This is a genomic window from Brucella sp. BE17, assembly GCF_039545455.1.
Lineage (GTDB): Bacteria > Pseudomonadota > Alphaproteobacteria > Rhizobiales > Rhizobiaceae > Brucella.
On the sequence record NZ_CP154467.1, the window covers coordinates 63,990 to 87,405 of the forward strand.

A 23,416-nucleotide genomic window follows, 5' to 3' on the forward strand; every position below is an offset into this window, starting at 1 on the left:
GTTTTCGGAATGCTGTCTCAACAAAAAACGTTTTGTATCAGTTGGAAAGTGCGCGCGATGCCCAGTCCTTGGTGTCGCGGTCGCGCAGTTCTGCGATGGAAGCAACCCCTTCGCGCTTTACTGCTTCAGACAGTCCGCGCAGGATGTCGCCGGCAAGGCCGGGGCCGCGATAGATCATACCAGTATAAAGCTGCACAAGATCGGCACCTGCCCTGATTTTGGTCAGGGCAGTGTCAGTGCTGTCAATCCCACCCGCGCCGATCAGTGGCATGTCAGCCCCGACGCGTTCGCGCATACGCGCCAGAACGACCGTCGAGCGCTCGAACAACGGCGTGCCGGACAGGCCGCCCGTTTCCTCCTGGTGCTTCGGACTTTTAAGCCCGGCACGCGAAAGCGTCGTATTGGACACAATGATACCGTCAAGTTTCTGTGCGACGGCTTCGGCTGCGATATCATCGAGCTCGTCATCGTCCAGATCAGGCGCGATCTTCAGAAACACCGGGCGTTTGAGTGTGCATTTGCCGCCTTCCTCATGATGCGCTTCACGAATTCGGCTTAAAAGTTCGCGTAAGGATTCACGTGCTTGAAGGTTTCTGAGGCCCGGCGTATTGGGCGAGGAAACATTGACGGTAAAATAGCGTGCAAGCTGGTAGAACTTGCGAATACCCGCTACGTAATCGGCAACGCGATCCTCGCTATCCTTGTTGGCACCGATATTTATACCGACAATACCGCTGGTTGCGCGATTGGACAGGCGCTTGAAAACCGCTTCATGCCCTTCATTGTTGAAGCCGAGCCGGTTGATAACCGCATTGTCTTCCACGAGCCGGAAAACACGCGGGCGTGGATTGCCGCTTTGCGGGCGCGGCGTGACGGTGCCGACTTCCGTGAAGCCGAAGCCGAGTTTCAAAACCGCATCGGGTACTTCGCCATTCTTGTCGTAACCGGCAGCCATGCCGAGCGGATTGGGAAATTTGAGCCCTGCCACTTTCAGACAGAGCGCGGGATCGGTGGGCGCGCTGCTGCTGAGAAGGCCGGTTTTAAGGCCAGCAATGGAAAGCCCGTGTGCCTGTTCGGCATCAAGTGCGAACAGGGCACTGCGCCCGAGAGTTTCAAACAATGCGCTCATTGGTCTTTAAGCTCCGGGAAAATATGCAGACCATCGTCGCCAAGGGCCAAAGGCGCGACATGGACGACAGCAGAAAGCGGCAGGTCGGCATAAAGATGCGGGAAGAGCGCCCCGCCGCGCGAGACTTCGAATTTAAGATCGGGCGCGAGGCTGGCAGTATTCACCTGCACAAGCAGGAGATCGCTTTCGCCTGCGAAATGTTTCGCGGCGGTTTCGCGAACCTGTTCGGCCATGGAAAAATGGATATAGCCATCGGCGAGATCAATTGGTGCGCCCGTAAAGCTTCCGCTTTTCTGCGCGTGTGCCCAGAGGTCGCGCGGAACGATCTTATAGATGATCTTGTTGCTCATGGCTGCTCTCTAAACCGAATTTATCAGGAATCAAAGCCGTTCGTTCGATTTTCGTCGCAAAGATGCCATATAGTGAGTACGAAGCAACAGGAGACTGGGAATATGGCGAGCAAGAATCCCCCGAAATTCGGCCTCATGGCGGGCGGAATGCTGCTGGTTGCATTGAGCTGGACAACGGGCGCAGGTGCTCAGGAAAATGGCCGTTATCGCCTTGAAGGTACGGAAAACGGCTATGTGCGTCTGGATACGCGCACTGGCGCAATCTCTGTGTGCACCGAGCAGCAGGCACAGCTTGTCTGCAAGATGGCGACCGAAGACCGTGAGGCGTATGAAAACGACATCGCAGCTTTGCAGGACCGGGTTAAAAAACTCGAAGAAAACGTGACGGATCTGCAAAAGGGTGGCAGCGCATCAAAATCCGACCTTCCGAGCGAACAGGAATTCGAGCAATCCATGAGTTATATGGAGCGTTTCATGCGCCGCTTCATGGATATAGCAAAAAGCTTTGATGATAAGCCAGCAAAGCCCGATGAAGGGGCTGTGCCGGGTCGGATGTAGGTCAGCCTAAAAAAGCACCAATCAGTGCCTTTTCATCAGGAAGCAAACCGTTTCGTGGCCTCGATCAGTTCATGCGTGATGCCGGGTTCGGTGACGGCATGGCCTGCATCCTCGACGATTTTGAGATCGGCTTCCGGCCATAATTTCTTCAATTGCCAGGCATTGATAAGCGGTGTGCAGACATCATAGCGGCCATGCACGATCACGCCCGGAATATGGCGGATGCGCTCGACGTTGCGTAAAAGCTGGTCGTCGCTTTCCAGAAAACCACGATTCTGGAAATAGTGGCATTCGATACGCGCAAAAGCGATGGCGTATTGATCCTCGCCGAAGGCCGCGACGCGTGCCGGATCGGGAAGCAGCGAAATGACCGAACCTTCCCATTGCGCCCAGAGCCTTGCAGCTTCGATCTGCACCTGTGGATCGGGATCGGTCAGGCGCTTGTAATAGGCGCTCACCATGTCGCCACGCTCAGCTTCGGGAATATGGTTTTGATAGGCTTCGAAATGGTCGGGAAAAAGAATGCTGGCGCCATTGGTATAAAGCCAGTCGATCTCGAAGCGACGCAACATGAAGATACCGCGAAGGACAAGTTCCGACACATGATCGGGATGGGTCTGCGCATAAGCTAGGCCAAGCGTCGATCCCCATGATCCGCCGAAGACCTGCCATTTTTCAATGCCGAGATGGGTACGGATCTGCTCCATGTCGGACACGAGATCCCAGGTTGTGTTTTCGCGCAATTCTGCATGGGGCGTAGAGTGGCCACATCCGCGCTGGTCAAACAAGATGATCCGATAATGGGCTGGATCGTGCAGGCGGCGCATGGCAGGCGTTATGCCACCACCGGGTCCGCCATGGATCATAATGACAGGTTTTCCCTCCGGATTGCCACATTGCTCGACATGAATGCGATGCAACGGTGAGACCTGCAACATTTCCTGCTCGAAAGGTTCGATCTCGGGATAGAGCGTATTGCGTGTCATCAGTGCCTTCCTGAACCCGTCTGTTGAAATATTTTCCTCAATTCAGATGTTAAATTCTACCCTACAATGCGGCCACATGGCGGCAAGAAGAAATGTGAAAAAATATTGCGAGCATTATTTTTCTTTGCCCGGCGGCAAAATCAGCCTAAACAGTATGGGTATGCACCGCACGGGGAGGAACCACGAGAATGGCGCGCGAGGCACATGCATTTCATTATTGCTGACGATCATCCGCTGTTTCGCGGGGCATTGCGTCAGGCCTTGTCGGGGCAGGCGGGAGACGTTGAAATCGTGGAAGTCGGCGATTTCGATTCGGTCAAAAAGCTTGTTGCAGAACGCGACGATATCGATCTTCTGCTGCTCGATCTCACAATGCCCGGCGGGACAGGGCTGTCGGGTCTTGTGGCGCTGAAAGCTTTGCAACCCGCGCTTCCGGTTGTCATCGTGTCTGCCACAGACGATGCGGCAACCATTCACCACGCAGTGCAACTGGGTGCTTCCGGGTTTATCTCCAAGTCGGCAGGCATGGAAACAATCAGCGACGCCGTGCGTGCCGTGCTGGCGGGTGATATCTGGATACCTGCAGATGTTGACGTCGATCATCCGCGCGACCCGGAGATAGAGGCATTGATTGGGCGGCTGAGAACACTGACGCCGCAGCAGACCCGCGTTCTGACCATGCTGGCGGAGGGCCTTCTCAACAAGCAGATCGCCTATGAGCTCCATGTGTCGGAGGCAACCGTCAAGGCGCATGTGTCTGCTGTTTTGCAGAAACTCAGCGTCGATAGTCGTACGCAGGCGGTAATCATGCTGTCGCGTATCGGTAGCGAGGCATTTGCGGACTAGTGTGGTGGATTTGAAGTTCCTATCATTGCCATGGCATCCTCGTTTAGGAACTTCAAATCCGTAAACCACACTAGATTCAATAATTTGAGAGTGTGGCTTTGAATCTGAAATTCGATCAAAGCCCTGCTCCAAAGTGATCCGAATTTCAGATTTGCCACACTCGTTCGGAACTTATTCATCGGCTGCCGCATGACTGTGATACACGTGCGAGAGCAGAGAGCGCAAGGCGGCGGGCCGGAGCGGTTTGTTCAGAAGCGTGATGCCTTCTTCTGTAGCACGCAGCCGGACCTCTTTGGAACGATCGGCGGTCAGCAGGATGGCGGGGATTTCGCTGCCAAAATGTTCACGCGCAAAGCCGACCATGTCGAGACCGTTTTCGTGAACGAGATGATAGTCGGCGATAATCACATCGGGCGGCGTTGTGCGGCTGGCGCAGAAGTGTTTTAGCGCCGCGCCGTTTTGCAATGTGGCGACATGACAGCCCCAGCCGCTGAGAAGCGTCTGCATACCGGTGAGAATATTGGCGTCATTGTCGATGCAGAGCACATCAAGCCCTGTCAGTTCCAGTGCTGGCTGAAGTCCACGCCGGTTTGTTAATTTCTCCGTAGCCACTGTTTCAAAGCTTGGTGTCATGCTGAGCGTAAAGCTGGTGCCCTTGCCCGGAACCGAGGCTACGGACAGCGGAAACGATAAAAGCCGCGCAATACGATCAACAATGGAAAGCCCCAGCCCCAACCCCTCCGCCTCGCGTATTCCTTCATCGAGGCGGGTGAATTCACGGAAAACCAGTTTCAGCTTGTTCTTTGGAATACCGATCCCGGTATCGATAACCTGTAGATCGATATGATCGCCGCGCCTGCGCACGCCGAGCAGAATGCCGCCGTTGCGGCTATACTTGATCGAATTTGAAACCAGATTCTGGATCAGGCGGCGCAGCATGTTGCGGTCCGTCCTGACGACCACACGGGATGGCACCACGCGCAATTCAAGCCCTTTCTTGCGCGCAAGTGGGGTGAAATCAGTGGTGATCTGGTTCATGAGCTTATCAAGGCGAAACACCGATATGTCGGGTTTGAGCGAACTGGTGTCGAGGCGGGAAATATCGAGAACCATGCCCAAAATCGCCTCTACCGCTTCAAGGGACGAATCGATATTGCGCGTGAATTCGCTCATCTGGGAAGCTCCAAGCTTTTCAGACAATGCGGTTGAGTAAAGCCTCGCCGCATTAAGCGGTTGCAGGATGTCGTGACCGGCGGCAGCAAGAAAGCGCGTCTTGCCGAGATTGGCTTCTTCGGCATCCGCACGCGCCTTTGCCAGTTCCTGATTGACATGGGTGAGTTCGGCGGTGCGATCGGCCACGCGCTGCTCCAACATTTCAGCCGCCTTCTGGCGCATCAGGTCGGCTTCGACTTCGGCCGTCACATTTGTATAGGTTGCGACAATACCGCCATCGGGCATGGGATTGGACTGGATTTCCAGGACCTTTCCGGTGGTTTTCATCTCCATGCGCCACGGTTTGCGCATGACAGTCAACGAATGCATGAAGCTATTGCGGGTACCAAATGTAATATCATTGCGCGCGGTCAGATGCTCAACGATTTCCGACACGGGAATGCCGACCTGCATGACCTCATCTGGTAGGTCGAACAGGGTGCGGAACTGGCGGTTCCAGAAGGCGAGGCGGAAGTCCTTGTCAAAAACCGTAATGCCCTGTTCCATCTGGTCGAGCGCTATCTGCAAGAGGTCGCGGTTTTGTTGCAGGGCGGCGGAAGCATCATCGAGCAATTGCCGTGTATCGGCACCCGACGCCTCGTCGCGTTGCAATAAAAGCGATAAAACAAGTCGGGCAGAGGACGAGCCGACGGCGGTGCCGAGCAATTGTTCGGCATAGCGGATCATCGGCGTGTCGACGGTCATGTTGGGATCGAGGCTGCGCTGTTCGCGAACCTCGAAACGCACAAAAGCGCGTTCGACGCGCTCGGTTCCCAGATAGCGGGCCATGGTGGCTTTGAGTTCTGCCACCGTTACCGTGGTGCGAAAGCGCTTAAGGGCCGGTGTTGCAATGAAATGGCGCGGGAGAAATACGCTGGCCTGAATGCGTTCGAGCGGGGTCGAGGCACGTGACAATGACCCCAGTACATAAAATAACGTATTGGCGGCAAGGCTCCAGATGACACCATTGGTCAGCGGCAGTGCGTTGGTGCCAAACAGTGCTTCAGGACGAAGGGCTGTAAAGCCCAAAAATCCGTCGCGCAGGATGGCGGCATCTTCAGAGGCCATGGTCGGCAGAAGCAGCGTATAGGCCCAGACGAGAAATCCTGTTGATAGGCCCAGCATTGCGCCGCGCGCGTTGGCATTGCGCCAGAACAGCCCGCCGAGAAAGGCGGGGACGAATTGCGCAATCGCTGCAAAGGACACGATGCCAATGGATGCAAGGTGGATATTGTCCGAGGTAAAGCGGTAATAAGCAAAGGCCAGCGCCAGAATGACGACGATAGTCGCGCGTCGCGTATTGAGAATGAGACTGGTCAGATCCGGTTGCTCGGAAGGATGGCGCTTGGCCATGCGCCGGATGAACAGCGGCAGCACGAGATGGTTGGAAATCATGATCGACAGCGCCACGCAGGCGACGATGACCATGGCTGTGGCCGCCGACAAGCCGCCCAGAAAGGCGATCATGGCCAGCCAGTGCGCATCGGCTGAAAGCGGAAGCGCAAGCACGTAAAGATCGCCGCTGACGCTGTCTCCCAACGTCATCACGCCAATGAGTGCGATGGGAAACACAAAAATATTGATCAGCACCAGATAAAGCGGAAACAGCCAGGAAGCGGTTTTTAACTCTTTCTCGCTACGGCTTTCAACCACGGTGACGTGGAACTGGCGCGGCAGCATGATGATGGCCGCAGCACTCAAGGCGGTATGGATGATCCATGTGCCGATAGAGGTCTGGTAATGAAAAGCCTGCAAAGCTTCAGAGGATTGCGATATGCCGTCGATAAGCTGCGATGGGGCGCCGAACAGAAAAAACGTGCAGGCGATGCCGACTGTCAGGAACGCGCAAAGTTTGATGACCGATTCAAGCGCAATAGCCAGAATAAGCCCGTTCTGATGCTCGGTGGCATCCGTATGGCGGGTGCCGAACAGGATGGCGAAGGCGGCAAGAACCGCTGCGACAACCAGCGATATATCGCCAAACACCGGAACTGGCATTGCAGGCGTGTTGCCATAGTGATCCATGACGAGGCCTACGCTGCCGGCAACCGCTTTGAGTTGCAGCGCGATATAGGGGATTGAGCCCACGGCTGCGATACATGTGGCAAGCAGTGCCACGCCAAAGCTCTTGCCGTAACGTGCGGCAAGGAAATCGGCGATGGAGGTGATATGTTCGGCCTTTGCAAGTCGCGCGATATGCCTGAGTAGCCGGTTGCCGAGCGTAAAGACGAGAATCGGGCCGATATAGATGCCGAGAAATTCCAGTCCGCGCTGCGCAGACAGGCCGACCGAACCGAAAAAGGTCCAGGACGTGCAATAGACGGCAAGGCTCAGCGCATAGATATAAGGGCGCGGTGCGCTGTTCCAGCGCGAGGCCCTGCTGTCACCGATACTGGCGACGGCAAAAAGCAGCAATAGATAAAAAAAGGCAGCGCCGATGATTCCCCAGCCGTGCATTGGCGGCCTTTTCCTCCCCGTATTTCAGCGAACTTTAGGTTCTGCACCTACAGAGGCAAGCACTTTCCACAGCGTCGTGCAAGAATATTGATAAGAAACAGGGGGATTACACTGCAAAACGGACAGTTTATCTTTCCTTTGCAGCTTTTCGCCCTAAAGTTTCAGAATACGTTCATGGATTTGTGATGAATAAGACAATTCGGATGCTGCTGTTCTTCGAGCCCCCCTAGTCAGGAGCCGCTCATCTTTTATCGTCAGAAACCATCTGACGCTCATATGCGGCGAATACACCTGCTGTTGCGACGGCCCGGTAATGCAGTGTATTTGCGAGGGAGACAGAAATGTTGAAAGAATTCCGGGAGTTTGCTCTCAAAGGCAACATGGTCGATCTGGCTATCGGTGTCATCATTGGCGGCGCGTTCGGTGGGCTCGTCAATTCGGTGGTCAACGACATTATCATGCCGATTATCGGCCTGATCACTGGCGGTATCGATTTCTCAAATATGTTCATCCAGTTGGCTGGCACTCCGCAGACAACGCTTGCTGCCGCGCGTGAAGCCGGTGCAACCGTTGCCTATGGTAATTTCGTGACCCTTTTGATCAACTTCCTGATCATTGCCTGGGTGCTGTTCCTTGTCGTCAAGGGCATGAACCGTATGAAGAAGAAGCAGCAGGAAGAGCCTGTCGCCGAGCAGGAACTGCCGCGTGAAGAAGTGCTTCTCACCGAAATCCGTGATCTTTTGGCTACCAAGAAATAAAACAGCAATAAACAAGGGCGAAGCCTCCACACTGGAACGCTTCGCCTTTTTCGTTCATGAATGAAATTGATCCTGTCATCACAAAATGGCGGGTGATTTCGTCGGTACATCTTGCTATTGCTATGCGCTACGACGCTTAGCTTTGCAGGAAGACCATGACATTCATGACCAATTTGCGCCGCGAGGCTGTGGAAGCCCCGACCAGCGGCATCATGGCTGTAGCCAATTACGGACGCGGTCGCGAGGGAATCATTCCACTCTGGGTGGGCGAGGGTGATCTGCCGACGCCTGATTTCATTCGCGATGCGGCGAGCGCGAGTATCGCCAAGGGTGAAACCTTCTATACGTGGCAGTCGGGTATTCCCGAATTGCGTCAGGCGCTGGCAAATTATCATGCGCGTCATTTCCCGCGCATGGAGTTTAAAAGCGATAATTTTTTCGTCACCGGATCGGGCATGCACGCCATCGAGATTGCTATCAAAGCGACGACGGGGCCGGGCGAAGAAGCGATTTATCTTTCGCCCGCATGGCCTAATTTTGTCGGTGCAGCAAGCGTTGCAGGGGCGAAACCTGTTGCGGTCGAATTGGATTTCGGTGCCAATGGCTGGGTGCTTGACCCGGAAAAGATTGCCGCAGCCATTACCCCGCGCACGCGCGCGCTGTTCATCAATACGCCATCCAATCCGACCGGCTGGACGGCGGATATGGAGACGCTGCGCTTCATTCTCAATCTGGCGCGTGAAAAAGGCTTGTGGATCATCGCCGATGAAATCTATAGCCATTTTTACTATGGCGGCGGACGTGCGCCATCCTTCATGGATATCATGGAGCCGGATGATCGCATCATTTTTGTCAATTCCTTTTCCAAAAACTGGGCCATGACCGGCTGGCGCGTTGGTTGGCTCAATGTGCATACGCAATTGAGCCCTGTGATCCAGAAGCTCATTCAATATTCCAATTCAGGCGTTGCCCATTTTATGCAGCGCGGAGCAGTTGCAGCGCTTGATCAGGGCGACGATTTTGTCGCAATGCAGGTCGAGCGGGCGCGTGTGGCGCGTGATCGTCTCTGTGCCACCTTGCAGGCAACCGGCAAGGTGCGCTTGTCGCCGCCGCAAGGAGCTTTCTATCTGTTCTTTGGTGTCGATGGTGTTGAGGATTCGGCCCGAGCAGCGATTGAGCTGATTGATAGCGTCAATGTCGGTCTTGCACCGGGACCGGCTTTTGGTCGGGGCGGCGAAGGCTTTTTCCGCCTTTGCTTCTGCCGCGATCCGCACCAGATCGATGAGGCCGCAAATCGGTTCGTTGAATGGATCGAAGGTCTATAAAAAATGAGCCGCTGCGTTTTACGCAGCGGCCTTTTATTTTGCGTACGTCTTCTCCGAAAACCATCTTAAACTTTCCGGTGTCTGGTCTGCATCAGATATTCTGGCCGCCCGATATTTCAATGCGCTGAGCGTTGACCCAGCGATTGCCCGCGCCAAGCAGGCTTGCGACGGCAGGGCCAATATCGTCGGGAAGTCCGACGCGGCCAAGGGCTGTCATGGCTGCGAATGCTTCATTATAGGCTGGCGTGTCTCGAACCGCACCGCCCAGAAAATCGGTTTCGATCGCGCCCGGCGCAATTGTATTGGCGGTGATGCCGCGGTTGCCCAATCCTCTTGCCATATAGCGTGTCATCACCTCCACAGCACCCTTGGCGGCTGAATAGGCGGCAAATCCGGGGAAGGACACGCGCGTCAGTCCGGTGGAGAAATTCACGATCCGCCCCCCATTGGCCAGAAGCGGCAGCAGGGTTTGGGTGAGAAAGAACACACCCTTCACATGGACATTGAACAAAAGATCGAACTGTTCTTCTGTTGTCTGGGCAAAATCCGCCATTTCGCCATGGCCTGCATTGTTAACGAGATGGTCGAAGTCATTGCGTTGCCAGAGCGATGCGAGTGCCGAGCTTACACTATCGGCAAAGGCCGGAAAGCCGGAAGTGTCGCTGGTGTCGAGTTGCAGGTCCACAGCCTTGCGCCCCAGCGCCTCGATTTCCGCGACCACGGTTTTGGCGCCTTCCGCGCCGCTACGATAGGTGAGGATCACATCGCCGCCATGGCGGGCGATGTTCAGCGCCGTGTTTCTGCCAAGGCCGCGGCTTGCGCCGGTTACAAGTGAGATGGTCGTCATGGGTTTGTTCCTTCAGCTTATCTGATTGAGCGAACCATTGCCCGAATATGTGTGGCAGTGTTGCCGAAACCTCGCTGTGTCTTGCCTATTCCTCCAAGAGTTATTGCGGTTTGCCGATGCGTCGACTACCGTTGCGCCATGGAACAACTCCTGCTTGATATCACACGCCGCTATGCGGATGCTTGTGCCGATGAATACGGTGTTGCCCGCACACCCGTCCCGGGCTTGACGATCCTGCGCGAGATTGCGCCGAGTGCACTGCAATATGCGATCTCCAGACCTCTGGTGGCGCTGGTGCTTCAGGGTAGCAAGCGTGTGAGTATGGGCAACCGGACATTTGATTTTGGCGCAGGCGATTCTCTCCTGATCACCGCTGATGTACCGACAGTGAGCCAGATCACGCAGGCGAGCCGCAATGCACCCTATTATTCGCTGGTCATTGATCTTGATATTGCGATGATCGAGGGGCTCGTCAGCGAAATTGAGGCTGTGCCTACAGCAAACGATCAGCCGATTCACGTCGATCCGACAGAGATGGCGGTGGCGGATACAGCACTCCGCCTGCTTCGGTTATTGGACAGGCCTACGGCCATGACCGTCTTACAAGGACAATTGAACCGCGAACTGCATTTCTGGTTGCTGTCCGGTCGTCATGGCGCAGCCATTCGCAAGCTTGGATTGGCGGAAAGCTATGCGCAGCGCGTGGGGCGGGCAGTCGCCTTGATTCGCGAGAATTTTGACCAGCCGCTTCGCGTCGGGCATCTTGCCGATGCGGTAGGGATGAGTCCCTCTTCGTTTCATGAGCATTTTCGGTCAGTCACATCGCTGACGCCATTGCAATTTCAAAAGCAGCTCCGCTTGATCGAGGCGCGTCGGATGATGGTGTCGGAGGGGGCGATGATCAGCAACGCCGCCTATGCGGTGGGTTACGAAAGCCTGTCACAGTTTACGCGTGAATATGGCCGCTTGTTTGGCCTGCCCCCCGCCCGTGACATGCGGGCGTTAAAAAGCCGACTGCAGTCGGCTGCTTAGAGCGTATTCTGAAACGTTTGAAATGGTTTTCGAATAAAATGCACATTAGTTCGAACAATGAGAGCACCGATCTGATTCATTAAAACCGGTGCTCTAATAAAAAACCGGGGCCATGCCCCGGTTTTTTGTTTATTTCTATTTTTAACCGCCAGCCTTGGAGACCATCAGCGGCACCACGCGCCCGGACTGGGCCACCTGCGGTATGGCAGGTTCGGCAAAAGGAATACCGAGCGCGGTCCACACTTCTGTTAACGCGTCTTTGAGGCCATCAATCAGCGCATCATCATGCAGAGGCGATGGCGTGATACGAAGGCGTTCGGTGCCGCGCGGCACGGTCGGATAGTTGATCGGTTGGATATAGATGCCATGCATGTCCAGAAGCCGATCGCTCGCCTTCTTGCAAAGCTCGGGATCGCCGACCAGAATTGGCACGATATGGGTTTCAGACGCCAGGATCGGAAAACCCGCTGCCGAGAGCACGTCCTTGGTGCGTTGCGCTTGCCGTTGCTGGCCGTCGCGTTCGGACTGCGAGACCTTCAGGTGACGGATCGAGGCTGTGGCGGCTGCGGCAACCGCAGGCGGCAGCGAGGTGGTGAAGATGAAGCCCGGCGCATAGGAGCGTACGGCGTCGATGATGGCGCGTGAGCCGGTGATGTAACCACCCATCGCACCAAATGCCTTGGCAAGAGTGCCTTCAATAATGTCGATGCGATGTGCAAGACCGTCGCGGTCGGTGATACCGCCCCCACGCCCGCCATACATGCCGACCGCATGGACCTCATCGATATAGGTCATGGCGTTGTACTTGTCGGCGAGATCGGCAATCTGTTCGATTGGTGCAACATCACCATCCATCGAATAGACCGATTCGAATACGATCAGCTTGGCGCGCGAGTGATCGGCATTTTTCAAAAGCTGTTCGAGATGAGCCACGTCATTGTGACGGAAAATCTTCTTCTCGGCACCCGAACGGCGCACGCCCTCGATCATCGAGGCGTGGTTCAATTCGTCGGAGAGGATGAGGCAGTTGGGCAGAAGACGGCCAATGGTCGAGATCGAGGCTTCATTGGAGACGAAACCCGACGTGAAGACGAGCCCTGCTTCCTTGCCATGCAGATCGGCGAGTTCGGTTTCCAGCTCGACGAGCGGATGATTGTTGCCTGATATATTGCGCGTTCCGCCAGAACCCGACCCGGCATTGCTTGCCGTGTCGCACATGGCTTTTATGACATCGGCATGATGGCCCATGCCTAAATAATCATTGGAACACCAGACAGTGATTTCACGGGGGGTGCCATTGTTCCGCCAGATAGCGCGGGGGAAACGTCCAACGATGCGTTCAAGATCGGCAAAAACGCGGTAACGTTTCTCGGCGTGCAGCTGGTCGATCGCTTCTTCAAAAAACTTGCGATAGTCCATTATACGCTCCTTATTCCTCGCCTTATTAACGCTTTTGGGCCGTTGCGTCCACGGCGAGTGCGCGGGCAATTTGCCACGTTTGCGGCATACTTCATTGATCCAGATCAAGCTGGATTAATGTTGATCATAATATTTGAGCCAAGGAGTGCGAGATCGCCTTTGATAAGGCTTTGCTGAGTACTTAAATCCACGATCTTCATATTTTTATTTTTTTCTGAAAGATCGATCGCAGATGAAATCAGCACCATCGGCAATGCGTTATCCTGCTTCAACGCCGTCGGGCTGGGATGCCTATTGGCACGTCCCATCTCTGCGCGAGTTTAAGCTTCGCTGGCGGCACGCGCAGCTTTCTGTATCAAAGAAAGCTTCCGATCCTCGGCTCAAGCGCACATCCGGCAACTTTGCGCCGTTGCGCGAGGACGATCTGCCGCTGGTTTGTGTGGTGCGTAATGCCGCGCCGTATTTGGAGGCTTTCCTGCGTTATTATCGTGAGATGGGCGTCACCCGCTTTATCATGGTCGATGACATGTCTGAGGATGGCACAGGACAAATGCTGGCCGGAGCGCCCGACGTTGACCTTTTCGGCTCGGCCATGCGTTATCGCGAAGCGGATGCCGGTCGGGTCTGGCGCGATGCGTTGTTTGACCTTTATGGGCGCGACCGCTGGTATATCTCGGTCGACTCTGATGAGTTTTTCGTCTTTCCCCGTATGCACGAGCGCAGCATTCGTGATTTCATCGAGGAACTGACGCAGAACGGCATGTCGCGTTGCCTGGCACCAATGATCGATATGTATCCGTCAGGCCGGTTGCGCGATGGGATTTTCGAGGATGATGGAACACGCTATCCGTTCGAGGTTTCATGCTGTTTCGATGGCGATGGTTACACGGCCAAACTGGAGCGGTTTGGTGTTGCCGTACGTGGCGGGCCTCGACAGCGCCTTTTCGGGCGAAGCATGCGACTGTCAAAGTTCCCATTGCTTCGGGTAGATAAAGGCACCGACTATCGACGCGGCAGTATTCACGGTCCGGGTCCGTGCTTGCGAAATTGTCTGCCTGCGACTGGCGCGTTATTGCATTATCGTTTTTCGTCGCGTTCTCTGGAAGAGTTTCGCCGCATTGCTGATGAAAAAAGCCATGCTGGTGAATCGGATCATTACCGCGCTATCCTTGGCAATGCCAGCTTCTCCGAGGACCTGTCGTTGATGTATCAAGGCTCTCTGCGCTACACGGGACCGGAGCTTCTTGTAAAGTACGGCTTTATGGCGGATCTGAAACAGATAGCTCTTAACCGATAAGCAGCTTGCGCAGGAATTGCAGCATAATGTCGTTGCGGCGAATGGTGAAGCGCGGAATACCGAACGGATCGTCGTTCGCATCAGTGCGCCGCTTTTCGGTCGTCACCGCATGGTCGTATCCGGCTTCTGCTGCGATCTGGCGTACTACGGCATTTTCACCTCCGTATGGATAGGCGAAGGAGGTGACGGCCGCGCCCAGCATATCCTGTAGCTTTTCGCGTGATTGCGTCATCTGTCGCGCAGCCTCGCCGGCATCAGCATCTGGTAGAAAGATATGATCGAGTGTGTGTGAGCCGACCTCGTGGCCGAGCTTTGCCCATTCCCGCAATTGTGCGACGTCCATGCAGCTGGCGGGTAAAACGCCCCCTGGCTGATCCCAGAGATTGGAGCCGCCGACCTGATTTGCGACGAAGAAGTTTGTCGCGGTGAAGCCGTGTTCGTGCAGGACTGGCGCAGCATTGCGCAACACGTTCTCAAAACCATCGTCAAAGGTGATGACGGCAACCTTGCCGGTTTTCTGGCCATAAATGTAGGGCAGGGCGTCTTTCAGCGACAGGCCCTGGAAACCGAGCCGTTTCAACCATGCCATCTGGTTGCGAAAGCGATCGGGATGCACGGTCATACTGCGAAATGGCGATTTATGACGCGGAGGAATATCGATCTGGTGATAAAGCAATATTGGCACTGACAAAGGATTACTCCATGTGAACCGTTAAATTTCTAAAATATGCTTGAGCGGCGCTTTATTCTCCAGCGATATATGGGGCGAAGAATTTCCCGCCTCAGCTTATCGGGCAGAGTGCGGGACTTCTGAATAGTGCTGCCGCCAAGATTGGCGGAAATTTCGCGGACACCGCCCGGCAGGACGGAAAGAGGCGTCAGGCCCGTCACCCAGTTCATCTGTGCCGTGGTGTCGACCGGCCGGTCGAAGACTTCCGTGGCAGCAAGGAGTTTGCGCGCAGCGTCGCGCCCGACCAGTTGCGCTACCATGCCAAGTCCGACCGGTACGGGCGCGATGACACGCGTTGCGTCAATAACGAGCACTTCACGGCCACTCTCGCGTTCACGAAATGGCAGGCGAATGAAGGTTTTGCTGTCTGCTATTTGAAGTGCGGCCCGAAATGACGCCGGGAATTGCTCGGTCAGTTCGACATCGTCTTCAAGAACCAGTCCGGCGTCAAGATTCTGGTCGATGATCGCTTGCCATGCCTTGCGATGCGAAAGAAAACACGCAATTTCGGTGATGCCGAGTGCGAAGGGATAGCGCGGACGGTGCAGCGAACGCCTGTAAACCTGCGAGACCCTTTCAGCTGAAAGCGTTTTACCGTCTACAGCATCGATAATCTCTGCCTCGACAGGCAGACTTTTGATCAGGCGCATCACCTGCGCACGGCGGTCGGTCGCGCGCGCCAGGTGGATGATGAATGCCTTGACGGACCGTTGCGGCCCGTCCGGCGATAGTGTGTCATGAAGCGTTTCGTTCATCTGCTTTAGTGGCTTTCGAAGAGCGACATGATCCAAGGGCTTTATTAAAGTGGCTTCCAGCCGGGTTGCACGGCATCGGCTTCTGCGCGCCACAGATCGGCATATTCGACATCCTGCCAATCCTTGAACCATGGACCGCCGCGCGTATAGTGGACGACCTTGGGCGTACCGGTTTCTGGCTTCTCGTTCCAGCCTTCAAGCCAGTTGTAATCGGTCGGCAATGCGCCGATTTCGTCGTCTGCTGCCCATTGCATGCGGTGCAGATAGGCACCGGATTCGCTATTGACCAGTTCAGGCGTCAGCTTGCGCGTTGAGGGATGTTCACAATTGAACAACATGCACGAAGACCAGTTCTTGCGCGGGTAACTCGTCTGCACTTTGCCGTCCATCTTGACGCTGTCTTTCGGCTGGTAGTCGTGCTGGACGCAGTAAACAGCCTTGGAAGGATCATTGAAGGATTTCAATCCGGCAATATCGCCCAGGAATAGAAAATCGCAATCGCAGAAAAGTGCCCATCCCTTATAGCCGGCAAGCCAGGGGGTAAAAAAGCGCGAATAGGTGAATTCGGTTGAGGCCAGCGGATCGACATCGCGCGTATAGGCACCCTGATCCACCAGATCCTGTAACTTGATCGGCACGATGTCGAGCGGGATGGACGCGTGTTTCAGGGCCGATGCCTTCGCGACTTCGTAGGCAATGGGTTCGCGTGAATCCCATCCGATGAAAATGCGTAATGGTTCAGTCATTCGAAAACTCCCTCTATGCAAGATGTTCAGACAATGATTGCGCGTCGTGCTCTGCTACGGCACCCTCCATAAGCTGGATGCGGCCCGTCGCGACCTTGCGTTCCACCCAAGTGCGCTCGTCAGCCCAAGCGTGGCGTTTCCAGCCCTCCCACGAGAACCCGCAAAGCAGGACGTTCCAGTGGGACGCCGGACATTGCTTGAGCAGGTGCCAGATACCGAAAAAGCCGGTACTCGGAAAAACCTGCCCCATATGTTCTTCGCGCACACCCAGTTCCTTGCAGCCCTCCAGATAGAATTGCGGCGGCATGATGCGGATTTCCTTGCCCGCATTGCCCACCACCTCGATTGTTTCATGCGTCCAGTCGGCCTTGCGGCCTTTCAGGCGTGAGAGAAAATTAGGTTGCGGGTGGTAGCGGCGAATAATGCTGGGATGATAGGCAAGCATCACTTCACGAGCTGCGCGAAAGGTTGGCGTTTGCAGAAAGGCCGGGTCAGTGAAGCGCCGTTGCGCGGGCTTGCCCGACGTGGCGAGAATGAGCAGATCGGTCCGCGTCCCGCTCATACCGACCGATTGTTTCGGTTCATTGAAACGGACCACGAAATCGGCGGCATCGACCTGTCGTGACAGATTACCGGGCAAGGGACCGTTTCCGACAATAACCAGGGTCTTTTTCATGAAAGCCAGCCAGATTCTGTTTCTGAAAGCTGGTCTAGCCGGAAATGAGCGCTTTGCAAAGTGCGGGCAATAAAGAGTGGTTCAAATCAGACAATTTTAGACAAGATTTGGGTTTTGGTGATGTTTTTCGGTCCCCGGGGCAGCGTTGCATGGCGCTGTTTTCATGGCAGCCATGCAGTATCTGCAATTCTCAAACGCAAAAAAAAGGCAGAAGCTGCTTTTGGGGAGGAACAATAAAAAGGGGATACACCGATGAGCCTTCCGACCATCCTTCGTCAGCAGTTGAAGTCTTGGATGCAATATTGCGAGAATGTGCGCGAATTGCAAAGCTGCACCGATCGCGAGCTGGGCGATCTTGGCCTGAGCCGCGACGATATCCGACGCGTTGCACGCGAGGCAGCTTACACCCACGCCTGAGTGTGAAACATAGAGCTATGGGGGCGTTGCCTGCGCCCGGTTTTACAAACGGATGCAGGCGCAGCTGTCGTCGGCACGACTTAGACATTGCAATTAAACGTCGCCGGGTTTTCTAAAGCGGACGTGAATATCGTCTTTTGCGAGATCGAACCCTGCATAATTGCGCTGAAAGGCGATGAGGGCGTCGTTGACGCCCTTGGAATAATCGTCTTCCTGCACGTCGATATGATGCCGATAGAGTATTCTGTCGCCTTTATAGAATATGACCTGACCGTCCATCACAGCCTCCTTCCCGGCTTGCGAATTTCCAGTGAAGCACATGCATCTTCTAAAAATAGGCGCAGGCGTGCGGGTTTCAAGACGTATGGAGAGGTGTTGAGGTTGTTGCAAGCGCAAGCCATGCCCGCGCGGCATGGGACAGGAATGCGCCTTTGCGCCAGATGAGCGCCATGTGCCAGTTGACCGAGGCGTCGGTGATTTTGCGAATGCTCACGCCAGGGTGTGGTCTTTGTTCGGCAATCATCTGCGGCAGGAAGCCGACGCCCATGCCGGCTGCGACCAGCTCGACGATAAAGTCGATCTGGCTGGAGCGTACGGCCACATGCGGTGTGACACCGTGCTGATGACAGGCATCGAGGATGATATGATTAAGCGCGAAACCGCTTTCAAACAGGATAAAGGGCAGGCGTGCGATAGCCTCAAGCGTGACGCTTTCGGTCTTCGCGCTGCAGTGTCCTGCGGGAAGCAGTGCCACCACCGGTTCGCAACGCACATCCTGCCATTCAAAACTGTCTTCGACCGGCAGAAGCGAGGCGGCAAGCTCGACATCACCCGCAAGCAGCAACTCTTCCAGCCGCTTGCTGCCGTGCTCGACAAGCTGGATATCAATCTCCGGATAAAGCTTGGTGAAGGCGGCAAAAAGTGGTGCAAACAACACACTGGAGCCGATGGGGGGCAGGCCAAGGCGCAAAAGGCCGCGTTTAAGCCCGCGCAGCTCGTCCAGCTCCGCCAGCATATCGTCCTTCTCAGTCAGCATGTTGAGGGCGCGGCGATAAACGATCTCACCGGCAACGGTCAGACGCGGCGGGGAGGTGTCGCGGTCGAGAAGGGTAAGCCCCATCTCCTCCTCCAGTTGTTTTACCGCCTTGCTGACGGTGGATTGGGTTGCATTGATTGCGCGCGCGGCAGCCGAAAAACCGCCCTGACGCACCACTTCTGCAAAAGCCTGAAAACTTCTCAAATTCATGAGCTATTCCATATCCGAATAGCTGCAATGAAATCAATTCATTTCTAGAATGGTGCAACGCACCCTATGTTGAGACTTGAAAACAGATCGCGTTCCCGCTGGAACCAGAACCGGACCTATCGATGAAACTCTCCAGAAGTGCCCATAATCTTGCTGTTCGCTTTCGTTATGCGCTCCATCACAGCCGTATGATGCAAATTGCGACACTAACAGGCTTCTGGCTTATGGGCGAAGCTGTGGTCCGGCTCTCCGGCTTGCCTTTGCCCGGCGGCATCGTCGGCATGGTGCTGGTGCTCTTGTTGTTGTTGAGCGGGCGCATCAGCCTGTTCAGCATGAAGCGCGGCGCGGAATGGTTTTTGGCTGAAATGCTTTTGTTCTTCGTGCCTGCGGTTCTGGCGGTGCTTGAGCATCGCGAGTTGATTGGCATGCTGGGGCTGAAAATCATGGCGGTCATCCTCATCGGCACGCTGACGGTGATGAGCGTGACCGCGCTCACGGTAGATCTCTGCTACCGTTGGAGCCTACGCTATGTTCGCAACTAGCCCGCTTCTGGCAAACCCGCTTCTAGCGACATTGTTCTGGTCGGCGGCGACCATCCTGCTTTATCTTGCGGCAAAGCGGGTCTATCGTCGCTTTACCTTATGGTGGTTGACGCCGCTTGCCGTAACACCGCTTCTACTGATGGCGTTGCTGATCGCGCTCAATGAAAACTATCGCAGCTATTTTGGCGCAACTCACTGGCTGGTTGCCTTGCTGGGTCCGGCAACGGTCGCGTTTGCCATTCCGATTTACCAGCAGCGTATAACGATCCGCCGTTACTGGCCAGTTCTACTAGTCGGTGTGGTGGTCGGAAGCTCTGCCGCCATGGGTTCGGCCTGGGGGCTGGCGCATCTTCTGGGTCTGAATGAATCCATCAGCTTAAGTCTCATGCCACGCTCGATGAGCACGCCTTTCGCCATGACCGTTTCTGGCGATATTGGCGGCACGCCGGACCTGACGGCGATTTTCGTCGTGCTGACCGGCGTATTCGGCGCTGCCCTTGGTGAACTCATGCTCAACTGGCTGCCGATCCGCTCGGCGCTTGCGCGGGGTGCACTTTTCGGCATGGGTGCGCATGGCGCAGGCGTCGCCAAGGCGCACCAGATCGGTAATGAGGAAGGTTCAATTGCCGGTCTGGTGATGGTGCTGGTTGGGTTGGTGAATGTTCTCGCGGCACCCTTCATTGCGAGTTTCCTGTAAGCTGCTGATTTCAAATCAAAAAAACAAAAGGCACTGTTTTTTTATCAGCGCTTTTTCTTTGCCTGTTTTTTCAGCGGCGGTGTATTTGCATAACTGATATGCATTATTGGTCGTTGTGATCAAACAAGCTAGCGGCTAAAACTTGGTCATCGGGTTCACTCCTCCTCCCAGAACCCGGTGACGAATACGGCACTCCTCCTCCCAAGCCGTATTCAAGATCAGGCCGCGCATCCTCCTCCCGCGCGGCCTTTTTCTTTGCCTGAATTTCCCGATTATCTTTGTGAACAATGCGTAACCTGCGCTGGTTGTCTGCGCTTATGGGCATGCTGCGCATTGTGTATTATGAAACGGAATTTAAAAAGGGAGCGCACAACCATGACCAGTGGCATTCATCACATCACGCTTGTCACGCGTAAGGTGCAGGCCAACGTTGATTTCTACGTCGGATTTTTAGGCCTGCGTCTGATCAAGCAGACTGGCGGTTTCGAGGATGCCGAACAGCTTCACCTCCTTTATGGCGATCGATCCGGTTCACCGGGCTCGCTTATAACATTTCTTGTCTGGGAAGATGGCTCGAAAGGCCGCGTCGGCCACGGCCAGGTCAGCGAAATTGCGCTCGCCATTGATCGCACCGCAATCGGCTTCTGGCTCGAGCGGGCGCTGCGCTATCACGTGTCGTCTGAAGGCCCGGTGCAGGAATTCGGTGCGCCGGTTCTGCGCTTACGCGATCCTGACGGTGTAATCGTCAAGCTGGTCGGCAGCGATCTTCGTGCCAATGACCCATGGAACGCTGACGACATTGCGCCGGAATTGGCCGTCAAACGCATTTACTCCGCGACGATTCTTTCCGAGGTGCCGGAGCAGACCTCCGCTTTCATTGCGCAGAATTTCGGGTTCGCTTCGCAGGCAAGGGAAGGCACCATCGAACGGCTGGTTTCGCAATCAGGTGATGCGGTTGATGTGCGCGATGCAAGCGGTTTCTGGCCGGGCATCCCCGGAACCGGCATTGCCGATCATGTGGCGTTTCGCGCAGCCAGCGCTGATGCGGTGACAAAACTTGGCGAAGACCTGCTCAAGCGCAATTCAAGTGACATCAATGTACATGACCGCAAATATTTCACCTCGCTCTATGTGCGTGAGCCGGGTGAGACGCTCATTGAATTTGCCTCCGATGGTCCCGGTTTCACGATTGATGAGGCGGTGGATTCTTTAGGTGAAATTCTGTTCGTGCCGCCGGGCAATGATGCGCAGGCGGACGCCATCCGCGTGCGCCTACCGCAATTTGCACGTCCCGGCGAGGAGCGGGTGATTTATCGCGATCTGCCATTCGTGCATCGTATTCACCAGCCTGAAAATCCTGACGGCACGATGCTTGTGCTTTTGCACGGCACCGGTGGTAATGAAAACGATCTTATGCCGCTTGCAGCCAAGGCAGCGCCGAATTCTACATTGCTGGGCCTGCGCGGACGCAGCACTGAAGAGGGTATTCAGCGCTGGTTTCGCCGCTATGGGCAGGCGCGGTTCGATCAGGCGGATATTGCTTTTGAGGCCGAAGCGCTGGCGGCCTTTATGGAAGAGGCTGTTCAGGCCTATGCAATCGACCTCGACAAAACGGCGTTCATCGGCAATTCCAACGGGGCCAACATGCTTGCGGCGTTTATGCAATTACATCCGCGTGTGGTGAAAAATGCCGTGCTGCTGCGTGCCGCAGAAGTGCTGGAGGTGCCGCCGCAAGCCTCCCTTTCCGATGCTGGCGTTCTGCTGCTCAAGGGTGCTTATGATGCCTTTGGCGATTCCGCTGGCTTGTTGGAAAAGGCCTTACGGGATTGTGGTGCGACTCTGGATATCGGTATTGTTGATGCCGGACATAATCTGACGGATGAAGACGTCCACCGGACCGGAGAATGGCTGAAAACCCGGCTTTAAAGCTTGCCGGTCAGCCGTTTTTTAGGCCAATCGTGTGTGCCCTATAAGCCGCAGCTGTGGTGCGATCTGCTCCGTTTCAACAAATGGGGCTTGGCAGAAGCAGTCTGGTGAAGAATAAAGCTTGTTAAAAAGCTTACAGTCCAAAGAAGTCTGTTGGCGCGGCGTCAAAAAAGAGGTTGGTTTTGCACGGTATCGTTCATCGGGTTGTCCCTGCTTTGCTCGTTTTTCTGTCGCTGCTCGCAGGCTGCGCCAGTCGCCCCGAAGGGGTGTTGGTGCCGATCGGTGAAACGCTTTCCCCCGGTACCACCAAGGTTGACCTTCTCGTCGCGACCACGCGCCGCCCGTCAGAGGCTCCGGGCATTCTTTTCTCCGGCGAGCGTGACAATCTGGTTGCGATCACCGATATCGTGGTTTCCATCCCGCCTGAAAAGAACCGAAAGGCTGGTGAAGTGCAGTGGCCTAAGAAGCTGCCGCCCGATCCGCAGAAGGATTTCACCACCGTCAGCGTCACGCCGGTCAAGACCGATGTGGAACGGGCGGGCTGGATTCGTAAGCATATGACCAAAAGCCGCCGCGTTATGGTGTTCATTCATGGCTTCAACAACACCTATGAGGATTCGGTCTATCGTTTTGCGCAGATCATCCATGATTCCGGTGCGGATGTAGCACCTGTGATCTTCACGTGGCCGTCGCGCGCCAGCGTTTTCGATTATAATTACGACAAGGAAAGCACCAATTATTCCCGCGATGCACTGGAGCAGATTCTCAGGGCCATCGCGCGTGAACCCGAGGTCAAGGACATCACTGTCATGGCCCATTCGATGGGCAGCTGGCTGACGGTCGAGGCGCTGCGTCAGATGGCGATCCGTGACGGACGTGTGAATGGCAAGATCAATAACGTCATTCTCGCATCGCCTGATCTGGACGTGGATGTATTCGGCAAGCAGTTTCTGGCGATGGGCAAGGACCATCCCCGCTTTACGCTGTTTACGTCGCGTGATGACCGGGCACTTGCGGTGTCTCGGCGCATTTCCGGCAATATCGACCGCCTTGGCCAGATCGATCCTTCGAGCGAACCCTATCGCTCGAACCTTGAAAAGGCTGGGATCACCGTTATCGATCTCACGCAGCTTAAAGCCGGTGACGGTCTCAACCATGGCAAATTCGCCGCAAGCCCGGAAGTGGTACAGCTGATCGGCAGACGTCTGGTGACAGGACAGACCCTTACCGATTCCAATATTGGTATCGGCGACCGTCTTGGTGCCGTGGCGCTCGGGACGGCGCAAGGTGTGGGCAGTGCTGCCTCGCTGGTGGTAACGGCGCCGATTGCCGTGTTCGATCCGCAAACGCGAAGGACCTATGAAGAACAGATCGACCGTTTCGGCCGTGCTGTCGGTAATACGGTCGGGGCTGCTGTTACCCCGCAGTAAAAACCTTTCCTGTTGTCATAAGCGAGCTGAAGCTT

General features: G+C 55.4%; 23 protein-coding genes. 11 read left to right on the forward strand and 12 right to left on the reverse strand.

Annotated features, from left to right (window positions below):
* Window positions 1–37: 37 nt before the first annotated feature.
* Both AAIB41_RS00305 and AAIB41_RS00310 read right to left on the reverse strand, forming a co-directional pair.
* Window positions 38–1,129 carry a quinone-dependent dihydroorotate dehydrogenase gene (locus tag AAIB41_RS00305; protein ID WP_343313560.1) on the reverse strand — a complete coding sequence of 364 codons (1,092 nt, stop codon included), beginning with the start codon at window positions 1,127–1,129 and terminating at the stop codon, window positions 38–40.
* Window positions 1,126–1,479 (reverse strand): DUF952 domain-containing protein, encoded by a 354-nt coding sequence (locus AAIB41_RS00310; protein ID WP_343313562.1) that lies wholly within the window; start codon window positions 1,477–1,479, stop codon window positions 1,126–1,128. The genes AAIB41_RS00305 and AAIB41_RS00310 overlap by 4 nt, the downstream gene beginning before the upstream one ends.
* 135 nt (window positions 1,480–1,614) lie before the next feature.
* On the opposite strand from AAIB41_RS00310, the gene AAIB41_RS00315 reads away from it, so the two are divergent.
* The gene (locus AAIB41_RS00315) at window positions 1,615–2,037 is read left to right on the forward strand and encodes a hypothetical protein (RefSeq protein ID WP_343314756.1); all 423 of its coding nucleotides are present in this window, start codon (window positions 1,615–1,617) and stop codon (window positions 2,035–2,037) included.
* 35 nt (window positions 2,038–2,072) lie between these two features.
* Here AAIB41_RS00315 and pip read toward each other — a convergent pair whose 3' ends face one another.
* Entirely contained in the window at window positions 2,073–3,023 is a 951-nt protein-coding gene (gene pip / locus AAIB41_RS00320) for a prolyl aminopeptidase (RefSeq protein ID WP_343313564.1), read from the reverse strand.
* Window positions 3,024–3,227: 204 nt separating this feature from the next.
* On the opposite strand from pip, the gene AAIB41_RS00325 reads away from it, so the two are divergent.
* The gene (locus AAIB41_RS00325) at window positions 3,228–3,869 is read left to right on the forward strand and encodes a response regulator transcription factor (RefSeq protein WP_343313565.1); all 642 of its coding nucleotides are present in this window, start codon (window positions 3,228–3,230) and stop codon (window positions 3,867–3,869) included.
* Window positions 3,870–4,040: 171 nt separating this feature from the next.
* Here AAIB41_RS00325 and AAIB41_RS00330 read toward each other — a convergent pair whose 3' ends face one another.
* Window positions 4,041–7,538 (reverse strand): PAS domain-containing hybrid sensor histidine kinase/response regulator, encoded by a 3,498-nt coding sequence (locus tag AAIB41_RS00330; RefSeq protein ID WP_343313566.1) that lies wholly within the window; start codon window positions 7,536–7,538, stop codon window positions 4,041–4,043.
* Between the two features lie 341 nt (window positions 7,539–7,879).
* Between AAIB41_RS00330 and mscL the strand changes: the two genes are divergently transcribed.
* A complete protein-coding gene (gene mscL / locus AAIB41_RS00335) occupies window positions 7,880–8,296 on the forward strand; it encodes a large conductance mechanosensitive channel protein MscL (RefSeq protein ID WP_343313568.1) in 417 nt (138 codons plus the stop codon).
* Window positions 8,297–8,451: 155 nt separating this feature from the next.
* A complete protein-coding gene (locus AAIB41_RS00340; RefSeq protein ID WP_343313570.1) occupies window positions 8,452–9,621 on the forward strand; it encodes a pyridoxal phosphate-dependent aminotransferase in 1,170 nt (389 codons plus the stop codon).
* 91 nt (window positions 9,622–9,712) lie between these two features.
* Here AAIB41_RS00340 and AAIB41_RS00345 read toward each other — a convergent pair whose 3' ends face one another.
* Window positions 9,713–10,468 (reverse strand): SDR family oxidoreductase, encoded by a 756-nt coding sequence (locus AAIB41_RS00345; RefSeq protein ID WP_343313572.1) that lies wholly within the window; start codon window positions 10,466–10,468, stop codon window positions 9,713–9,715.
* Window positions 10,469–10,606: 138 nt separating this feature from the next.
* Here AAIB41_RS00345 and AAIB41_RS00350 point away from each other — a divergent pair, with 138 nt between their 5' ends.
* On the forward strand, window positions 10,607–11,500 hold the full coding sequence (locus AAIB41_RS00350; RefSeq protein ID WP_343313573.1) for an AraC family transcriptional regulator: 894 nt from the start codon (window positions 10,607–10,609) through the stop codon (window positions 11,498–11,500).
* A gap of 141 nt (window positions 11,501–11,641) precedes the next feature.
* Here AAIB41_RS00350 and hemA read toward each other — a convergent pair whose 3' ends face one another.
* Window positions 11,642–12,919 carry a 5-aminolevulinate synthase gene (gene hemA / locus AAIB41_RS00355; RefSeq protein ID WP_343313575.1) on the reverse strand — a complete coding sequence of 426 codons (1,278 nt, stop codon included), beginning with the start codon at window positions 12,917–12,919 and terminating at the stop codon, window positions 11,642–11,644.
* A 232-nt stretch (window positions 12,920–13,151) separates the two neighbouring features.
* Here hemA and AAIB41_RS00360 point away from each other — a divergent pair, with 232 nt between their 5' ends.
* Entirely contained in the window at window positions 13,152–14,216 is a 1,065-nt protein-coding gene (locus AAIB41_RS00360; RefSeq protein WP_343313577.1) for a glycosyltransferase family 2 protein, read from the forward strand.
* Here AAIB41_RS00360 and AAIB41_RS00365 read toward each other — a convergent pair.
* From AAIB41_RS00365 to AAIB41_RS00380, 4 genes are read right to left on the reverse strand one after another with little or no spacing between them, the layout of a single operon-like run.
* Complete coding sequence (locus AAIB41_RS00365; RefSeq protein ID WP_343313578.1) at window positions 14,206–14,907, reverse strand: polysaccharide deacetylase family protein; 702 nt, start codon at window positions 14,905–14,907, stop codon at window positions 14,206–14,208. The two genes, AAIB41_RS00360 and AAIB41_RS00365, sit on opposite strands and share 11 nt — an antisense overlap.
* A 29-nt stretch (window positions 14,908–14,936) precedes the next feature.
* Entirely contained in the window at window positions 14,937–15,701 is a 765-nt protein-coding gene (locus AAIB41_RS00370; protein ID WP_343313580.1) for a glycosyltransferase family 25 protein, read from the reverse strand.
* A gap of 44 nt (window positions 15,702–15,745) precedes the next feature.
* A complete protein-coding gene (locus tag AAIB41_RS00375; protein ID WP_343313582.1) occupies window positions 15,746–16,447 on the reverse strand; it encodes a glycosyltransferase in 702 nt (233 codons plus the stop codon).
* A 13-nt stretch (window positions 16,448–16,460) separates the two neighbouring features.
* The gene (locus tag AAIB41_RS00380; protein WP_343313584.1) at window positions 16,461–17,123 is read right to left on the reverse strand and encodes a hypothetical protein; all 663 of its coding nucleotides are present in this window, start codon (window positions 17,121–17,123) and stop codon (window positions 16,461–16,463) included.
* 252 nt (window positions 17,124–17,375) lie between these two features.
* Here AAIB41_RS00380 and AAIB41_RS00385 point away from each other — a divergent pair, with 252 nt between their 5' ends.
* Window positions 17,376–17,540 carry a DUF1127 domain-containing protein gene (locus AAIB41_RS00385; protein ID WP_343313586.1) on the forward strand — a complete coding sequence of 55 codons (165 nt, stop codon included), beginning with the start codon at window positions 17,376–17,378 and terminating at the stop codon, window positions 17,538–17,540.
* Between the two features lie 93 nt (window positions 17,541–17,633).
* On the opposite strand, the gene AAIB41_RS00390 is transcribed toward AAIB41_RS00385, so the two are convergent.
* Together AAIB41_RS00390 and AAIB41_RS00395 are read right to left on the reverse strand one after the other, a co-directional pair.
* Window positions 17,634–17,819, reverse strand: coding sequence for a hypothetical protein (locus tag AAIB41_RS00390; protein ID WP_343313589.1), 186 nt, complete (start codon window positions 17,817–17,819; stop codon window positions 17,634–17,636).
* 76 nt (window positions 17,820–17,895) lie between these two features.
* A complete protein-coding gene (locus AAIB41_RS00395; protein WP_343313591.1) occupies window positions 17,896–18,786 on the reverse strand; it encodes a LysR family transcriptional regulator in 891 nt (296 codons plus the stop codon).
* 122 nt (window positions 18,787–18,908) lie between these two features.
* On the opposite strand from AAIB41_RS00395, the gene AAIB41_RS00400 reads away from it, so the two are divergent.
* The 4 genes from AAIB41_RS00400 (at window position 18,909) to AAIB41_RS00415 (ending at window position 23,381) form a co-directional block, all read left to right on the forward strand.
* On the forward strand, window positions 18,909–19,328 hold the full coding sequence (locus tag AAIB41_RS00400; RefSeq protein ID WP_343313593.1) for a CidA/LrgA family protein: 420 nt from the start codon (window positions 18,909–18,911) through the stop codon (window positions 19,326–19,328).
* Window positions 19,315–20,025: an LrgB family protein gene (locus AAIB41_RS00405; protein WP_343313594.1), complete on the forward strand. Its 711-nt coding sequence runs from the start codon at window positions 19,315–19,317 to the stop codon at window positions 20,023–20,025. The genes AAIB41_RS00400 and AAIB41_RS00405 overlap by 14 nt, the downstream gene beginning before the upstream one ends.
* A 375-nt stretch (window positions 20,026–20,400) precedes the next feature.
* Window positions 20,401–21,951, forward strand: coding sequence for a VOC family protein (locus AAIB41_RS00410; protein WP_343313596.1), 1,551 nt, complete (start codon window positions 20,401–20,403; stop codon window positions 21,949–21,951).
* Window positions 21,952–22,127: 176 nt separating this feature from the next.
* A complete protein-coding gene (locus tag AAIB41_RS00415; protein WP_343313597.1) occupies window positions 22,128–23,381 on the forward strand; it encodes an alpha/beta hydrolase in 1,254 nt (417 codons plus the stop codon).
* The last annotated feature ends 35 nt before the right edge of the window (window positions 23,382–23,416 follow it).

Bases quoted from the DNA above. Each gene is read 5' to 3' on its own strand.
- AAIB41_RS00305 (WP_343313560.1), bottom strand. From the start codon at position 1,129: ATGAGCGCATTGTTTGAAACTCTCGGGCGCAGTGCCCTGTTCGCACTT.
- AAIB41_RS00310 (WP_343313562.1), bottom strand. From the start codon at position 1,479: ATGAGCAACAAGATCATCTATAAGATCGTTCCGCGCGACCTCTGGGCA.
- AAIB41_RS00315 (WP_343314756.1), top strand. From the start codon at position 1,615: ATGGCGGGCGGAATGCTGCTGGTTGCATTGAGCTGGACAACGGGCGCA.
- pip (WP_343313564.1), bottom strand. From the start codon at position 3,023: ATGACACGCAATACGCTCTATCCCGAGATCGAACCTTTCGAGCAGGAA.
- AAIB41_RS00325 (WP_343313565.1), top strand. From the start codon at position 3,228: ATGCATTTCATTATTGCTGACGATCATCCGCTGTTTCGCGGGGCATTG.
- AAIB41_RS00330 (WP_343313566.1), bottom strand. From the start codon at position 7,538: ATGCACGGCTGGGGAATCATCGGCGCTGCCTTTTTTTATCTATTGCTG.
- mscL (WP_343313568.1), top strand. From the start codon at position 7,880: ATGTTGAAAGAATTCCGGGAGTTTGCTCTCAAAGGCAACATGGTCGAT.
- AAIB41_RS00340 (WP_343313570.1), top strand. From the start codon at position 8,452: ATGACATTCATGACCAATTTGCGCCGCGAGGCTGTGGAAGCCCCGACC.
- AAIB41_RS00345 (WP_343313572.1), bottom strand. From the start codon at position 10,468: ATGACGACCATCTCACTTGTAACCGGCGCAAGCCGCGGCCTTGGCAGA.
- AAIB41_RS00350 (WP_343313573.1), top strand. From the start codon at position 10,607: ATGGAACAACTCCTGCTTGATATCACACGCCGCTATGCGGATGCTTGT.
- hemA (WP_343313575.1), bottom strand. From the start codon at position 12,919: ATGGACTATCGCAAGTTTTTTGAAGAAGCGATCGACCAGCTGCACGCC.
- AAIB41_RS00360 (WP_343313577.1), top strand. From the start codon at position 13,152: ATGAAATCAGCACCATCGGCAATGCGTTATCCTGCTTCAACGCCGTCG.
- AAIB41_RS00370 (WP_343313580.1), bottom strand. From the start codon at position 15,701: ATGAACGAAACGCTTCATGACACACTATCGCCGGACGGGCCGCAACGG.
- AAIB41_RS00375 (WP_343313582.1), bottom strand. From the start codon at position 16,447: ATGACTGAACCATTACGCATTTTCATCGGATGGGATTCACGCGAACCC.
- AAIB41_RS00380 (WP_343313584.1), bottom strand. From the start codon at position 17,123: ATGAAAAAGACCCTGGTTATTGTCGGAAACGGTCCCTTGCCCGGTAAT.
- AAIB41_RS00385 (WP_343313586.1), top strand. From the start codon at position 17,376: ATGAGCCTTCCGACCATCCTTCGTCAGCAGTTGAAGTCTTGGATGCAA.
- AAIB41_RS00390 (WP_343313589.1), bottom strand. From the start codon at position 17,819: ATGGACGGTCAGGTCATATTCTATAAAGGCGACAGAATACTCTATCGG.
- AAIB41_RS00395 (WP_343313591.1), bottom strand. From the start codon at position 18,786: ATGAATTTGAGAAGTTTTCAGGCTTTTGCAGAAGTGGTGCGTCAGGGC.
- AAIB41_RS00400 (WP_343313593.1), top strand. From the start codon at position 18,909: ATGAAACTCTCCAGAAGTGCCCATAATCTTGCTGTTCGCTTTCGTTAT.
- AAIB41_RS00405 (WP_343313594.1), top strand. From the start codon at position 19,315: ATGTTCGCAACTAGCCCGCTTCTGGCAAACCCGCTTCTAGCGACATTG.
- AAIB41_RS00410 (WP_343313596.1), top strand. From the start codon at position 20,401: ATGACCAGTGGCATTCATCACATCACGCTTGTCACGCGTAAGGTGCAG.